The sequence below is a fragment of the Micromonospora sp. I033 genome (assembly GCF_053890995.1).
The window spans coordinates 1-14,693 of sequence record NZ_JBSSLX010000150.1; the positions used below are offsets into that span (position 1 = coordinate 1).

Here is a 14,693-nt window from a genome sequence, read left to right on the forward strand (position 1 = left end):
AGTGCCGCCAACCTCATGATCAACGGCAATGGGGGGTGGGATGTGCGGAGGGGCGGGCCGGCGTCAGCCGGCCCGCCCCTCCGGCGGTGGTGCTCAGGTCACATGTTGGCGACGTCGGCCTGCTTGGCGCGGACGGCCTCGGCGGCGTCCTTCAGGGCGGCCAGCTCGTCGGCGTCCAGGTCGGTCTCGACGACCCGCTTGACGCCCTCGGCGCCGATCTCGGCCTCGACGCCCAGGTAGACGCCGGAGATGCCGTACTGCCCGTCGACCCAGGCGCAGACCGGCATGACGTCGCCGGAGTCCTCGGCGACGGCCTTGGCCATCCGGGCGGCGGCGGCCGACGGGGCGTAGTACGCCGAGCCGGTCTTCAGCAGCGCGACGACCTCGGCGCCACCGTTGCGGGTCTTGACGACCAGCTCCTCGATCTGCTCGGCCGGCATGACCTCGCGCAGCGGCTTGCCGTCCACACTGCTCTTCGACGGGACCGGGACCATGGTGTCGCCGTGCGAGCCCAGGGTCAGGGTCTTCACCGACTTCACCGGTACGTTCAGCGCCTCGGCCACGAAGTTGGTGAACCGCGCGGTGTCCAGCATGCCGGCCTGGCCGAGCACCCGGTTCTTGGGGAACTGGGTGGCGAGCTGGGCCAGGGCGGTCATCTCGTCGAGCGGGTTGGACACGACGATGACGACGGCGTTCGGGGCGTACTTGGCGACGTTCTCGGAGACCTGACGGACAATCTTGGCGTTGGTCTCCAGCAGGTCCATCCGGCTCATGCCCGGCTTGCGGGGCAGGCCGGCGGTGATGACGACGACGTCGGAGCCCTCGATGGCCTCGTAGCCCTCGCCGTTCGGGCCGGTGGTGACGCCGACGACCTTGGTCTCGAAGCCCTCGACGGCGCGCGACTGGTTGAGGTCCAGCGCGAGACCCGCCGGCTTGCCCTCCACGATGTCGGTGATCACGACGGTGTCGAAGACGTCGTACTCGGCCAGGCGCTGTGCGGTGGTGGAGCCGTAGAAGCCGGCCCCGACGACAGTGACCTTCTTACCCATGGTCGTCCCACTCCCTGATACCAGTCGGTTTTCCGGACCGTATCAGCCATCCTGGCACCGATCGGGCCAGGGGCGGACGGTTATGACGTCCCTGGGTGACTCAGTCCTGCCGCTCGGCCCGCTCGACGACATTGGTCAGCAGCATGGCCCGGGTCATCGGGCCGACGCCGCCCGGCATCGGCACCAGCTTGCCGGCCACGCCGGCCACCTCCGGGTCGACGTCGCCGGTGTAGCGGCCCTTGCCGTCGGCCCCGATCACCCGGGTGATGCCGACGTCCACCACGGTGGCGCCCGGGGTGACCATGTCGGCGGTGAGCAGGCCCGGCACGCCGGCCGCCACGATGACGATGTCGGCCTCGCGGGTGTGCGCGGCCAGGTCCAGGGTGCCGGTGTGGCAGAGGGTCACGGTGGCGTTCTCGCTGCGCCGGGTGAGCAGCAGGCCGAGCGGCCGGCCGACGGTGTTGCCCCGGCCGACCAGCGCGACCTTCGCGCCGCGCAGCGGCACCTCGTGCCGGCGGAGCAGCTCGACGATGCCGCGCGGGGTGCAGGGCAGCGGGGCGTCGTAGCCGAGCACCAGCCGGCCCAGGTTGACCGGGTGCAGGCCGTCGGCGTCCTTGTCCGGGTCGATCAGCTCCAGCGCCCGCTGGGTGTCCAGGTGGGCCGGGAGCGGCAGCTGGACGATGTAGCCGTGGCAGCCCGGGTCGGCGTTCAGCTCGGTCAGCACCGCGTCGAGCTGCTCCTGGGTGGCGTCGGCCGGCAACTCCCGGCGGATCGAGGCGATGCCCACCTCGGCGCAGTCGCGGTGTTTGCCGTTGACGTACGCCTGGGAGCCGGGGTCCTCGCCGACCAGGACCGTGCCCAGCCCGGGCGTGATGCCGCGCTCCGCCAGCGCCTTGACCCGTGCCCGCAGCTCGTCCTTGATCTCCGCCGCGGTCGCCTTGCCGTCCAGGATCGTCGCTGTCACGACTGGATCGTCTCACGCCCCGCGCCCGGCCGACCGACGACGGCGAAGGGTGACGAACCGTGACGTGGGGTTAGTCACCGAGAGTCACCGAATGTGCAGCGCGCCACTGCCTGGGCCGGACGGCGGACGCCGGACGGGACGGACCGGACGCGCGCCGCAGTTGCGCCCAGGCGCAGCGAGACGGCACCGCACCGCGCCCGGGCGGCGGCAAATCCCTGCTGACGCCAGCTGCGAGGCGGCTCGATTAGCAGACGGGACCGGCAACCACAAGACCCGCCGGCACGTTCCGTTATCGGTTCGCAACGCTCCCGTTGTCGACGGGGCGGATCGCGACCTACCGTTACCGCTCGTTGCGCAGCGTTACCCAGCGCCGGGCCTGACTGCGCAGCGTGAGGAGATGAGGAGAGTTCATGCGTGTTCGTAGGCTCGCTGCCTGGACCGCTCTCCCGCTCGCGGTGACCCTGGGCCTGGTGGCCTGCGGCTCGGGCGGCGACAGTGGCGGCAAGAGCGACCCCAACGCGGCCGTGCGGATCGAGATCGCCGAGCCGCAGCACCTGGTGCCGACCAACACCAACGAGACCAGCGGCTCCCAGGTGCTGTCCGCCCTGTTCAGCCCCCTGGTCGACTACGACGAGGCGAACAAGCCCCACGAGGTGGCCGCCGACTCGGTGACGTCGTCGGACAACAAGGTCTGGACGATCAAGCTCAAGCCCGGCTACACCTTCCACAACGGCGAGAAGGTCACGGCCGACAACTACATCGACGCCTGGAACTACGGCGCGTACGCCCCCAACGGCCAGAACTCCAGCTACTTCTTCGAGAAGATCGCCGGCTACGACGACCTGCAGGGCGAGCAGCCGAAGGCCAAGACGCTCAGCGGCCTGAAGAAGGTCGACGACCTGACCTTCACCGTGACGCTCGCGCAGCCGTACGTCGACTTCAAGACGATGCTCGGCTACACGGCCTTCTACCCGCTGCCCAAGGCCGCCTTCTCCGCCCCGGGCGTGCTGGCCGAGGGCTACGAGCAGGCGCCGATCGGTCAGGGCCCGTTCAAGATGAAGGGCACCTGGCAGCACGACGCCAAGGTCGAGGTCGAGAAGTACGACGCGTTCTCCGGCCAGCAGCCGAAGGTGAACGGCGTCGAGTTCCGGATCTACCAGCAGATGACCGCCGCGTACGCCGACGTGCTCTCCGACAACCTCGACGTGATCAAGGAGATCCCGACCGAGAACCTGTCGACCGCGGCGACCGACCTGGGTGACCGGTTCAAGCAGAGCCCGGCCTCCTCGCTCCAGGTGCTGGCCTTCCCGACCTTCCAGAAGGAGTTCAGCAAGCCCGAGGTGCGCAAGGCCATCTCGATGGCGATCGACCGGGACGAGATCACCAAGTCGATCTTCAAGGACTCGCAGACGCCGGCCCGCTCGTTCGTCTCGCCCGTGGTCGCGGGCTACCGGGACGACACCATCGGCGCCACCGGGACGTTCGACCCGGCCAAGGCCAAGGCCATGTACGAGGCCGCGGGCGGCCCGAAGAAGATCGAGCTGTCGTACAACGGCGACGGCGGCCACAAGGACTGGATCGACGCCACCTGCAACCAGCTCAAGGCGAACCTGGGCGTGGAGTGCGTCGGCACCGCCGAGCCGAAGTTCGCGGACCTGCTGACCAAGCTCAAGCAGAAGCAGTCGGTCGGCCTGTTCCGGATGGGCTGGGTCATGGACTACCCGTCCATGGAGAACTACCTGGGCCCGCTGTACAGCACCAACGGCTCGTCGAACTACTACGGCTACAGCAACCCGCAGTTCGACAAGCTGCTCGCCGAGGGCGCCCAGGCGCCGACCGAGGACGAGGCGATCAAGAAGTACCAGGCGGCGGAGGACCTCCTGGCCAAGGACATGCCGGTGATCCCGCTCCGGTACGGCCAGAACAACTTCGGTTACTCGAGCAAGGTCAAGAACGTCGAGGTGGACCTCTTCGACCGGGTGGACCTGCTCAAGATCGAGGTCGTCAGGTAACACCCCCGCACGACGGGTCGGGCCACCCCCACCGGGTGGCCCGACCCGCGCAACGGCGTACGCTTCGCCCCTTTTAGAGAGACTTGCCAGCATGTTCCGCTTCATTCTGCGGCGACTGCTCCAGATGGTCCTCGCCTTCTTCGGGACCACGCTGATCGTCTACGCGCTGATGTTCGCCGGCCAGGGCGACCCCATCCAGGCGCTCGCCGGGGAACGCCCCGTCACCGCGGCCCAGCGGGCATACCTCACCGAGAAGTACCACCTGGACGCGACCGGCGTCGGCGGCTTCTTCTACCGCTACTTCGACTACCTCAAGAACCTCCTCCAGGGTGATCTCGGGCAGTCGCTGACCGGACGGCAGATCGGCGACATCCTCGTCGCCGCCTGGCCGGTCACCGTCAAGCTCGCGCTCATCGCGATGGCCGTGACCGTCGTCTTCGGGGTCACCGCCGGGGTGATCGCCGGCATCCGGCGGGCCAGCATCTTCGACAACTCGACGCTGGTGCTCACCCTGCTGGTGCTCGGCATCCCGACCATCGTGCTGGCCCCGCTGGCCCAGTACTTCCTCGGCGTGCGGTGGCAGCTCTTCCCGGCCACCGCCGGCGCCGAGCCCTCGCTCTACGCGCTGCTGCTGCCCGGCATCGTGCTCGGGTCGCTGTCGCTGGCCACCGCGCTGCGGCTGACCCGTACCTCGGTGGCCGAGAACCTGCGCGCCGACTACGTCCGCACGGCCCGGTCGAAGGGCCTGCTCAAGCGCCGGATCGTCAGCGTGCACGTGCTCCGCAACTCGCTCATCCCGGTGGTCACCTTCCTCGGCGTCGAGCTGGGCAACCTGATGAGCGGCGCGATCATCACCGAGGGCGTGTTCAACATCCCCGGCGTCGGCTTCAACCTGTTCCGCGGCATCCGCACCGAGGACGGCCCGCTGGTGGTGGGCATCGTCAGCGTGCTCGTCGTGGTCTACCTCCTCTCCAACCTGGTGGTGGACGTGCTCTACGCCGTCCTCGACCCGAGGATCCGCTATGAGTGAGCGCAGCGAACGAATCATCAACGCAGTGTGTGGCGCTCGTGACCGCGCCGAGCGGAGCGAGGTGCGGGCATGAGCGATTTCGAGACGGTCGCGGCGACCGAGAACCAGGCCGCGCGGCGGGGTGTCTCCGGTGAGCCCGGCACGCCAAACCAGATCGGCGCGCCGCAGAAGGCGCGCAGCCTGGCCGGCGACGCGTGGCGGGACCTGCGCCGCAACCCGATCTTCTGGATCAGCCTGGCCCTGGTCGTGCTGGTCGCCGCGATGGCCGTGGTCCCGTCGCTGTTCACCGCCAACGACCCGCGCGACTGCGTGCTCTCCCGGCAGCACGCCGGGCCGTCCGGCGGGGCCATCTTCGGGTACGACTTCCAGGGCTGCGACACCTACTCCCGGGCGGTCTACGGGGCGCGCGCCTCGCTTCTGGTCGGCGCGCTCTCCGCGCTGCTGACCGGGGTGATCGCGCTGGTCGTCGGGATGCTCGCCGGGTACTTCGGCCGGTGGGTCGACGCGGTGCTCTCCCGGGTGATCGACATCGTGCTCGGCATCCCGCTGCTGCTCGCCGCGATCGTGCTGCTCAAGCGGGTGAGCACCAGCAGCGACAACGTCCGGCTGTTCGCGGTGATCTTCGTGCTGGCGGTGCTCGGCTGGACCACGGCGGCCCGGGTGGTCCGCTCCTCGGTGATCACCGCCAAGGAGCAGGACTACGTGGCCGCGGCCCGGATGCTCGGCGCCGGCAACGGGCGGATCATGTGGCGGCACATCCTGCCGAACGCGCTCGCCCCGGCGATCGTGGTGCTCACCATCGCGCTCGGCTCGTTCATCGCGGCCGAGGCGACGCTGAGCTTCCTCGGCATCGGCCTCAAGGCCCCGACCATCTCCTGGGGCATCGACATCGACGCCGGCCGGGTGCACATGCGCGAGTCGGCGACGCCGCTGATCGTGCCGTCCGCCTTCCTCGCGCTGACCGTGCTCGCCTTCATCATGCTGGGCGACGCGATCCGCGACGCCTTCGACCCGAAGCTGCGGTGACACTCTCATGACCCAGTCCGCGGTCCGGCCCACGCCGGCCTCCCCCACCCCGCCCGGCGGCCACCTGCTCGAGGTACGGGACCTGCACGTCGAGTTCCGCACCACCGAGGGCGTGGCCAGGGTGATCAACGGGGTGACGTATCACCTCGACGCGGGCGAGACCCTGGCCGTGCTGGGCGAGTCCGGCTCCGGCAAGTCGGTCACCGCCCAGGCGATCATGGGCATCCTGGACACGCCTCCGGCGCACGTCCGCTCGGGCCAGATCCTCTACCAGGGCCGGGACCTGCTGACCCAGTCCGAGGAGCAGCGCCGGCAGGTGCGCGGCAAGGAGATCGCCATGATCTTCCAGGACGCCCTCTCCGCGCTGAACCCGGTCTTCCCGGTGGGCTGGCAGATCGGCGAGACGCTGCGCCAGCGCGAGGGGATGTCCCGGGCCGACGCCCGCCGGCGGGCCGTCGAGCTGATGGACCTGGTGAAGATCCCGGCCGCGGCGAAGCGGCTCGGCGACTATCCGCACCAGTTCTCCGGCGGCATGCGGCAGCGCGTCATGATCGCCATGGCGCTCGCCCTCGACCCCAAGGTGCTGATCGCCGACGAGCCGACCACGGCGCTCGACGTCACCGTGCAGGCCCAGATCATGGACCTGCTGGCCGACCTGCGCCGCGACCTCAACATGGCGATGATCCTGATCACCCACGACCTCGGCGTGGTCGCCGGCGTCGCGGACCGGATCGCCGTCATGTACGCCGGCCGGATCGTCGAGCACGCCGACGTGCGCTCGCTGTACCGGACGCCGGCCCACCCGTACACGAAGGGTCTGCTGGAGTCGATCCCGCGCATGGACGTCCGCGGCCAGGCGCTGTCGACGATCAAGGGGTTGCCGCCCAATCTCATGCGGATCCCCTCCGGCTGCCCGTTCCACCCCCGGTGCCCGTACGTGCAGCAGGTCTGCGTGGACGTGGTGCCGCACGACCTGGTCCTCGGCGACGGCCGGACCAGCGCGTGCCACTTCGCGCAGGAGGTCCGTGATGACAGCGCCCGCTAGCCAGACCAAGGTCCGCGGCGAGACCATCCTCTCCGTCGACAACCTGGTCAAGCACTTCCCGATCAGCCGGGGCGTGCTGTTCCAGAAGCAGATCGGCGCCGTCAAGGCGGTCGACGGGGTCAGCTTCGAGCTGCGCCGCGGCGAGACGCTCGGCGTGGTCGGCGAGTCCGGCTGCGGCAAGTCGACGCTGGCCCGGCTGCTCATGCGGCTGGAGACGCCGACCGCCGGCCGGGCCACGCTGGACGGCAGGGACCTGTTCAAGGCGTCCGGGTCGGAACTGCGCCGGCTGCGCCGCAACATGCAGATGGTGATGCAGGACCCCTACACCTCGTTGAACCCGCGGATGACGGTCGGCGACATCATCGGCGAGCCGTTCGAGATCCACCCGGACGCGGCGCCGAAGGGCAGCAAGCAGCGGCGGGTGCAGAAGCTGCTGGACGTGGTCGGGCTCAACCCCGAGCACATCAACCGCTACCCGCACCAGTTCTCGGGCGGGCAGCGGCAGCGCATCGGCATCGCCCGGGCGCTGGCCCTGCGCCCCGAGGTGATCGTCTGCGACGAGCCGGTCTCCGCCCTGGACGTCTCCATCCAGGCCCAGGTGATCAACCTGCTGGAGCAGCTCCAGGACGAGTTCGGGCTGTCGTACATCTTCATCGCGCACGACCTGTCGGTGGTCCGGCACATCTCGGACCGGGTCGCGGTGATGTACCTCGGCAGGATCGTGGAGATCGGCACCGAGGAGGAGATCTACGAGCGGGCCACCCACCCGTACACGCAGGCGCTGCTCTCCGCGGTGCCGGTGCCGGACCCGGACGCCCGCGAGGAGCGGACCATCATCCGGCTCACCGGCGACGTGCCCAGCCCGGCCGACCCGCCCTCGGGCTGCCGGTTCCGCACGCGCTGCTGGAAGGCGCAGGAGGTCTGCGCCACCCAGGAGCCGCAGACGGTGCTCCGCGCGGCGGACCCGCACCCCTCCGCCTGCCACTTCGCCGAGGTACGCCCCGGCGCCTGAGCCCCGGTACGACGGAGGCCCCGTCCCCCGGAGGAAGGGGGGACGGGGCCTCCGCACGGGGTGCCCGGTCAGAGCTGGGCGAGGTCGAACGCCCAGATGCCGCGGCCGTGGGTCGCGACGTAGACCGAGTTGTCGGCCGCGTTGTACTCGACGTCCATGCCGACGGTCAGCGGCAGGCCGATGCCGAGCCGCTGCCAGTCGGTGGCGCCGGGCGCGCGGTAGAACGTGGCCAGGTCGGTGGCGAGCACCAGCGCGCCGGTCGACAGTTCCCGGATCGAGCTGGCCGGCACGTCCGGCAGGTTCGCCGAGACGTCCTTCCAGGTCGTCCCCGCGTCGGTGGTCTCGAAGACGTGACCGAAGCCGGCGCCCGGTCCCTCGGTGAACCGGCGGGAGAAGCCGTTCACGGCGACGAAGGCGTGCGACGGGTTCGCCGGGTCGACTCCGACGCCCTGGAGGAACCGGTTGGGGAAGTCACCCGGCAGGGTGACCTGGTGCCAGCTCGACGGGTCGCCGACCCTGCCGACGGCGAGGCCGCGGGCGAAGCCGGCGTTGTTGCAGGGGCCGCACCAACCGACGTACGCCGTGCCGCCGGACACCGCCACCGAGGTGGCGGTCCGGCCGGCGCCCAGGTCGAACGCGTTGGTCCAACCCTTGCCGTCCTTGATGGCGTAGCCCTTGGTGTTCACCCAGACGTGCTGGCCGCCGGCGACCCAGACGTTCGCGTCGTGGTCGTCGGGCGCGAACGGCGCGATGAACCGGGCCAGCTCGTCCCCCGGCGACGAGGTGTACGGCTGGATGTCCCGCGAGGTGGAGGTCTCCGCCGTGCCCGGGCCCGGGTTGGCGTTGCAGTTCTCGGTCACCCGCATGGCCAGGTTGGTGTACTCCTGGACCTGCCGGCAGCCGTTGGCCGGGTCGGCCTGCGAATCGCCGCCGTCACCGCCGAAGTGGGAGCCCATCACCGTGTCGCCGGGGCGCAGGATCGATGCGCCGTTGTCCTGAAGACCGCCGGAGACGACGGTGCCGGCCTTCGCCGGGTCCCGGCCCAGCGCCACCGAGTAGTACTGGAGCGCGTCGATGGTGCCGTCGTTGAGGCTCTGCCAGTCGGTGGCGTGCCCGTCCTTGTCGGTCCGGCCGTTGACCGGCCGGCGGTAGACGCCACCGTCGTTGCCGACGTAGACGAACCCGTTGCCGACCGCCACCGAGTGCTGGTCGGAGTGGGTGGTCTTGTGGCACGTGTTCTGGGCGTCGGAGATGTTCCAGCAGGCGAAGCCGAAGTTCCAGTACGGCCCGACGGTCTTCCAGTTGGCGCCCGCGTCGTACGACTCGTAGACCTCCTCGAGCCCCGCCCAGACGTGGTTCGGGTTGGCCGGGTCCACCGCGAGGAACTGGTTGTACCAGGCCTGGATGCCCGGGCCGTAGCCCTTACCGATCACCGTCTGCTTCAGGGCCGAGCCGGAGTTGCCCAGCTTCGACGAGTCGGCGATCCTGTTCCACGGGCCGGCCGGGTTGCCGTTGTTGGAGACGTAGATGCCGTCCAGGTAGCTGTTCACGTTGCCGGCGGGCTTGTTGAGCAGCTTCGGCGACTGGTTGATCGCGTAGAGCTTGCCGCCGTCGGCGGAGAAGGCGAAGGTCACGTACCCGATGTCGTCGGCCGGGATGGAACCGGTCGGGTTGACCCTGGCCCAGCCCCCGGCGGTGTAGTCGGCGGTCTCGTAGAAGCCGTTGTACGTGTCGCCCGAGCGCCACGCCGAGGCGACCACCACGTGCTTCGCGTTGCGGGGGTCGCCCGCCACGTCGTTGACGATGTTCTTGTACGCCGCGTTCGCGTCGCCCGCGTTCGCCCCGCCCGGCAGGTAGCTCGGGTTCGGCGCGAACTCCAGCTTCCAGGCCCCGGAGCCGCTGCTCATGGCGTGCGAGAACAGGCCCCGGTTGGTGGCGGCCCAGACCTTGCCGTCGAAGAAGCGCAGCTTGTTGATGACAGTGCTCTCCAACTCGGACCCGCCGACGCGGTCGGTGGGCTTGAAGGCGCCGGTCCTCGGGTCGGCCAGCCGGTAGACGCCGGCGCCCACGAACGCGGTCGCGCCCGTGTTGCCCTCACCGGTGGCGTACCAGAGCGAGCCGTCCGCGGCGAGCACGACGTCGCCGCTGGAGAGGGTGGGCAGCGCGTCCGCGATCGGCGTCCAGCTCCCGCCGCCGATCGAGGAACGCCACACGCCACCGTCGGCGCCGGCCGCGTACACGTACCCCTTGTTGTCCGCGGCCAGGCCCGTCATCCGGCCGGTGACCAGGCCGGCGCCGCCCGAGGAGTTGGACGCGTAGTCGCGGTAGCGCGGGTCGTCACCGTCGTACTTGATCTTCGTGACCTCGCGCCAGGCGCCCTTGGTCGCCGGCAGCGCGTTGAGCTGGCTCAACGCGTTGGCGTACGCGCCCGGCGCGACGATGCCCGGCGCGTAGCGGGCCTGGGCGAACTGCTCGGCGATGGTGCGGGCCTCGAAGGCCTCCTCACCGGCCTCCTCCGATTCCTCGCCGGCCGCCATCTCCATGAACTCCCTGGGGTGCCAGGGCATGTTGGCGCCGGGCTCGTCGGCCAGGCCGAGCTTCTCCTGTACCTCGTGGTTGGTGGCGACGACGCCACCGAGCGCGGCGGTGAGCACCAGCGCGCCCGCGATTGTCGCCGGCTTGCGCCAGCGCGTTGTGGACATGTGAATCCTCCGGGATTCAGGGGGTCCCGGGCGCGTGGCCCGGGGAGGGAAACCACGGCGGCCGGTGGCGACCGTGGCGCTGTCGTGAGCGGACCCGGCGGGTCCGGATGCGGCCTCGACCCGCGCTACGCCCGACGGGCGGGTGCGCGGGGAGGGTCAGGCGACCGTCGGCGGGGCCCGGGCCGGCAGGGTGCCGCGCGGCGGCAGCGGGACGGCCGGTTGCCGGTAGCGGGTCGCGGCGGCCGCCGGCGTGGGCGTGCCGACCCGCGCGGGCGCGGCCGGGAGGAGATCGTCCGGTCCGTCGCCGGAGGCGACGCCGGCGCGGTGGTCACCGCCGGGTCCGCCGGAGAACTCCGTCCACAGCTCCGACGGAGCCTGGGCGGGTCCGTCGTGGACGATCGACCGGTGCGCGGCGATGCCCACCGCGCCGGGTTCAAGGGTCTTCGCGGGCGCGCCCACGCCGGCCAGGACGAACGCCAGCGCGACGACGACGGCGGTCAACCGGTCGAGCACGCGCATGGGCATACCTGTCGGGGAGGGGGCCGCTCCGGCGGGCGGTTCACCGCCGGCCACCGCGAGACAACGGGGAGGATCGATCGCTTGCCCGGACCACGCTAGCAACAACATTCGCGGGCGGGCAATGTCGCCCTCCGGGCTGGTCAGCCGCCTCGACGTGACAAGCGCTCCCAAGTGGAACGGCACCACGTGAAACGGGGGCTCGGCCGGCCGGCCGAGCCCCCGTTCCGGGTCGGAGATCAGTGGAAGAAGTGCCGGGTGCCGGTGAGGTACATGGTCACGCCGGCCTCCTTGCAGGCGGCGATGGTCTCCTCGTCGCGGATCGAGCCGCCGGGCTGGACGATCGCCCGGACGCCCGCTTCGATGAGGATCTTCGGGCCGTCGGCGAACGGGAAGAAGGCGTCCGAGGCGCAGACCGAGCCGCGGGCCCGCTCGGCGCCGGCCCGGCTCACCGCGAGCTGCGCCGAGTCGACCCGGTTGACCTGGCCCATCCCGACGCCGACGGTGGCGCCGTCCCGGGCCAGCAGGATCGCGTTGCTCTTCACCGCCCGGACCGCCCGCCAGGCGAACGCCAGGTCGCGCAGGGTGGCCTCGTCGGCGGCCTCGCCGGTGGCCAGCGTCCAGTTGGCCGGGTCGTCGCCCGCGGCGTCGATCCGGTCCCGCATCTGCACCAGCACCCCGCCGGTGACCTGCCGCCACTCGGCCGGCAGCGGGTCGAACCCGGGTGCCCGCAGCAGGCGGATGTTCTTCTTCTCCCGGAGCACCTCCAGGGCGCCCTCGTCGAAGCCGGGCGCCACCAGCACCTCGGTGAAGATCTCCGCGACCTGCCGGGCCAGCTCCACCGAGACCGGCCGGTTGACGGCGATCACCCCGCCGTACGCGGACACCGGGTCGCAGGCGTGCGCCCTGCGGTGCGCCTCGGCCACGTCCGCCCCGACCGCGATGCCGCACGGGTTGGCGTGCTTGATGATCGCCACCGCCGGCTGCTCGGGGAAGTCGTTCGCGGCCCGCCAGGCGGCGTCGGCGTCGACGTAGTTGTTGTAGGACATCTCCTTGCCGTGCAGCTGCTCCGCCTGGGCCAGGCCGGCCGGGCTGGCCGGGTCGGCGTAGAGGGCGGCCGCCTGGTGCGGGTTCTCGCCGTAGCGCAGCACCGCCTGGCGGCGCAGCGCCAGGCCGGCGAACGCCGGCCACCCGTCGGTGGCCGGCGCCAGCTCCCGGGCGAACCACTCGGCGACGGCCACGTCGTAGTCGGCGATGTCGGCGAACGCGCGGGCCGCGAGGGCCTGCCGCTGGGCCAGGGTGAAACCGCCCTCGGCGAGCGCGGCCCGCAGCGCCGGGTAGGCCGCCGGGTCGGTCACCACGGCAACCGAGGCGTGGTTCTTGGCCGCGGCGCGGACCATCGCCGGGCCGCCGATGTCGATCTGCTCGACGCACTCGTCCTGGTTCGCGCCGGAGGCGACCGTGGCCTGGAACGGGTAGAGGTTGGAGACCAGCAGGTCGATGCCGGCGATGCCGTGCTCGTCGAGCTGGGCGGCGTGCGCGTCCTTGCGCAGGTCGGCGAGGAGGCCACCGTGGATCTTCGGGTGCAGCGTCTTCACCCGGCCGTCGAGGATCTCCGGGAAGCCGGTCACCTGCTCGACCGGGGTAACCGGGACGCCCGCGCCGGAGATCGTCGACGCGGTGCTGCCGGTCGAGACGATCTCCACTCCGGCCTCGTGCAGGGCCCGGGCCAGCTCGACCAGGCCGGTCTTGTCGTAGACGCTGACCAGCGCCCGCCTGATCGGGCGGCGGGTGTCCTCAGTGGCACTCACGGAATGGTGACCTTTCTGCCGGTGATCGTCCAACCTTCACGGACCAGCCGACCGACCTGCTCGACGAGCTGGCGCCGCTCGGCGGACTTGATGCGCTCGGTGAGCGACTCCTCGTCGTCGTCGTCCAGCACGGGCACGGCGACCTGGGCGACGATCGGGCCGGTGTCCATCCCGGCGTCGACGAAGAACAGGGTGGCCCCGGTGACCTTCACGCCGTACGCCAGCGCGTCCCGGGGGCCGTGGATGCCGGGGAACGCCGGCAGCAGGGTGTTGTGCGTGTTCAGGTAGCGGTCGCCGAACGCGGCCAGGAAGTGCGGGCCGACGAGCTTGAGGAAGCCGGCGCTGATCACCAGATCCGGCCGGTGCTCGGCGACCCGGGCGGTGAGCGCCCGGTCCCAGTCCTCGCGGGTCGGGTGGTCCGTCAGCCGCTCGACGAAGGTCGGCACACCGGCCGCGGCGGCCCGGTCCAGGCCGGCGATCCCGTCGCGGTCGGCGCCCACCGCCACCACCCGGGCCCCGTAGGCGGGGTCGGCGGCGGCGTCCAGCAGGGCCTGGAGGTTGCTGCCGGAACCGGAGACGAGGACGACGAGGCGGGCGACGGACGCGGGCTCGGTCACGCGGCAACCCTATCGGGCCTGCGAGGGCGTCCGACGCTCGGGCGGCCGGACCGCGGGTGATCTCCATCGTGGCGCCGGCACGATACGCTGCCGTCGCCCGGTGCCGTGCGTACGCCCGGCCCGGCGTCGGCATCGTGACCTTGGTCCCGGGCCCGTGTGCCGCGGCGTCCCGTGTCCGGGCGGAATGATGAGCGGCAACAACGCGACCATGGACCCCCAGTTTGAGGAGCGCTCCGCAATGCAGCCCGGTTACCCCGGTCAGGACCCGTACGGCCAGCAGCCGAACCAGGACCCGACCTCCCCGCAGCACAACCCGTACGGCCAGCAGCCGCAGGCGCCGCAGTACGGCCAGCAGCCCACCTCCGGCCAGCCGTACGGGCAGGACCCGTACGCCCAGCCGCCGCAGGCCCCGCAGTACGGCCAGCAGCCCACCTCCGGCCAGCCGTACGGGCAGCCGACCCCCGGCCAGCCCTACGGGCAGGACCCGTACGCGCAGCAGCAGCAGCCGTACGGCGCCGCGCCGCAGTACCCGCAGGCCGGCTACCCGACCGGTGGCGGCCAGAACAACACCCTGGGCCTGATCGGCATGATCGCCGGTATCGCCTCGATCGTGCTCGGCCTCTGCTGCCCGCTGATCGGCATCCCGGCCGGCATCGCCGGCATCGTGCTCGGCGTGATGGGCCAGAAGAAGGTCCAGGCGGGCGAGGCGAACAACGCCGGCCAGGCCAAGGCCGCCCTCATCTGCGGCGGCATCGGTGTGGTCATCGGCATCATCAACGCCATCGCCGGCGCCGCGATCAACCTGAACAACATCGGTTCCTGACGGGTTCCGACGAGGGGGTGTCCGGCGTGCCGGCCGCCCCCTCGCCCGTTCCGGGCCCCCGCCCGCGGTGTTGATCAAGAGGTTTG

The 14,693-nt window shown here is 71.2% G+C and carries 12 protein-coding genes; 6 read left to right on the top strand and 6 right to left on the bottom strand.

What is annotated here, in order from left to right; all coding sequences use genetic code 11:
• Positions 1-98: 98 nt before the first annotated feature.
• Together mdh and ACW0Q9_RS21790 are read right to left on the bottom strand one after the other, a co-directional pair.
• A complete protein-coding gene (gene mdh, locus ACW0Q9_RS21785; RefSeq protein WP_456184138.1) occupies positions 99-1,049 on the bottom strand; it encodes a malate dehydrogenase in 951 nt (316 codons plus the stop codon).
• 100 nt (positions 1,050-1,149) lie between these two features.
• Positions 1,150-2,013, bottom strand: coding sequence for a bifunctional methylenetetrahydrofolate dehydrogenase/methenyltetrahydrofolate cyclohydrolase (locus ACW0Q9_RS21790; RefSeq protein ID WP_456184140.1), 864 nt, complete (start codon positions 2,011-2,013; stop codon positions 1,150-1,152).
• Between the two features lie 410 nt (positions 2,014-2,423).
• On the opposite strand from ACW0Q9_RS21790, the gene ACW0Q9_RS21795 reads away from it, so the two are divergent.
• From ACW0Q9_RS21795 to ACW0Q9_RS21815, 5 genes are all read left to right on the top strand, one after another.
• Positions 2,424-4,025 carry a peptide ABC transporter substrate-binding protein gene (locus tag ACW0Q9_RS21795; protein ID WP_456184142.1) on the top strand — a complete coding sequence of 534 codons (1,602 nt, stop codon included), beginning with the start codon at positions 2,424-2,426 and terminating at the stop codon, positions 4,023-4,025.
• A gap of 91 nt (positions 4,026-4,116) precedes the next feature.
• Complete coding sequence (locus ACW0Q9_RS21800; protein WP_456184144.1) at positions 4,117-5,055, top strand: ABC transporter permease; 939 nt, start codon at positions 4,117-4,119, stop codon at positions 5,053-5,055.
• 69 nt (positions 5,056-5,124) lie between these two features.
• Complete coding sequence (locus ACW0Q9_RS21805; protein ID WP_456184146.1) at positions 5,125-6,081, top strand: ABC transporter permease; 957 nt, start codon at positions 5,125-5,127, stop codon at positions 6,079-6,081.
• Between the two features lie 7 nt (positions 6,082-6,088).
• On the top strand, positions 6,089-7,126 hold the full coding sequence (locus ACW0Q9_RS21810; RefSeq protein ID WP_456184148.1) for an ABC transporter ATP-binding protein: 1,038 nt from the start codon (positions 6,089-6,091) through the stop codon (positions 7,124-7,126).
• The gene (locus ACW0Q9_RS21815; protein ID WP_456184150.1) at positions 7,110-8,138 is read left to right on the top strand and encodes an ABC transporter ATP-binding protein; all 1,029 of its coding nucleotides are present in this window, start codon (positions 7,110-7,112) and stop codon (positions 8,136-8,138) included. Before ACW0Q9_RS21810 ends, ACW0Q9_RS21815 begins: the two co-directional genes overlap by 17 nt.
• Before the next feature lie 68 nt (positions 8,139-8,206).
• Here ACW0Q9_RS21815 and ACW0Q9_RS21820 read toward each other — a convergent pair whose 3' ends face one another.
• The 4 genes from ACW0Q9_RS21820 to purN all read right to left on the bottom strand — a co-directional run bounded on the left by ACW0Q9_RS21820 (position 8,207) and on the right by purN (position 13,784).
• On the bottom strand, positions 8,207-10,840 hold the full coding sequence (locus ACW0Q9_RS21820; protein ID WP_456184152.1) for a glycosyl hydrolase: 2,634 nt from the start codon (positions 10,838-10,840) through the stop codon (positions 8,207-8,209).
• A 156-nt stretch (positions 10,841-10,996) separates the two neighbouring features.
• On the bottom strand, positions 10,997-11,359 hold the full coding sequence (locus tag ACW0Q9_RS21825; RefSeq protein WP_456184154.1) for a hypothetical protein: 363 nt from the start codon (positions 11,357-11,359) through the stop codon (positions 10,997-10,999).
• Positions 11,360-11,595: 236 nt separating this feature from the next.
• On the bottom strand, positions 11,596-13,167 hold the full coding sequence (gene purH, locus ACW0Q9_RS21830) for a bifunctional phosphoribosylaminoimidazolecarboxamide formyltransferase/IMP cyclohydrolase (RefSeq protein WP_456184156.1): 1,572 nt from the start codon (positions 13,165-13,167) through the stop codon (positions 11,596-11,598).
• Complete coding sequence (gene purN / locus ACW0Q9_RS21835; protein WP_456184158.1) at positions 13,164-13,784, bottom strand: phosphoribosylglycinamide formyltransferase; 621 nt, start codon at positions 13,782-13,784, stop codon at positions 13,164-13,166. The genes purH and purN overlap by 4 nt, the downstream gene beginning before the upstream one ends.
• A gap of 208 nt (positions 13,785-13,992) precedes the next feature.
• Between purN and ACW0Q9_RS21840 the strand changes: the two genes are divergently transcribed.
• Entirely contained in the window at positions 13,993-14,607 is a 615-nt protein-coding gene (locus tag ACW0Q9_RS21840; RefSeq protein ID WP_456184160.1) for a DUF4190 domain-containing protein, read from the top strand.
• The last annotated feature ends 86 nt before the right edge of the window (positions 14,608-14,693 follow it).

Coding starts and splice junctions, on each gene's coding strand:
- mdh (WP_456184138.1), bottom strand. CDS start 1,049: ATGGGTAAGAAGGTCACTGTCGTCGGGGCCGGCTTCTACGGCTCCACC.
- ACW0Q9_RS21795 (WP_456184142.1), top strand. CDS start 2,424: ATGCGTGTTCGTAGGCTCGCTGCCTGGACCGCTCTCCCGCTCGCGGTG.
- ACW0Q9_RS21800 (WP_456184144.1), top strand. CDS start 4,117: ATGTTCCGCTTCATTCTGCGGCGACTGCTCCAGATGGTCCTCGCCTTC.
- ACW0Q9_RS21805 (WP_456184146.1), top strand. CDS start 5,125: ATGAGCGATTTCGAGACGGTCGCGGCGACCGAGAACCAGGCCGCGCGG.
- ACW0Q9_RS21810 (WP_456184148.1), top strand. CDS start 6,089: ATGACCCAGTCCGCGGTCCGGCCCACGCCGGCCTCCCCCACCCCGCCC.
- ACW0Q9_RS21815 (WP_456184150.1), top strand. CDS start 7,110: ATGACAGCGCCCGCTAGCCAGACCAAGGTCCGCGGCGAGACCATCCTC.
- ACW0Q9_RS21820 (WP_456184152.1), bottom strand. CDS start 10,840: ATGTCCACAACGCGCTGGCGCAAGCCGGCGACAATCGCGGGCGCGCTG.
- ACW0Q9_RS21825 (WP_456184154.1), bottom strand. CDS start 11,359: ATGCGCGTGCTCGACCGGTTGACCGCCGTCGTCGTCGCGCTGGCGTTC.
- ACW0Q9_RS21840 (WP_456184160.1), top strand. CDS start 13,993: ATGGACCCCCAGTTTGAGGAGCGCTCCGCAATGCAGCCCGGTTACCCC.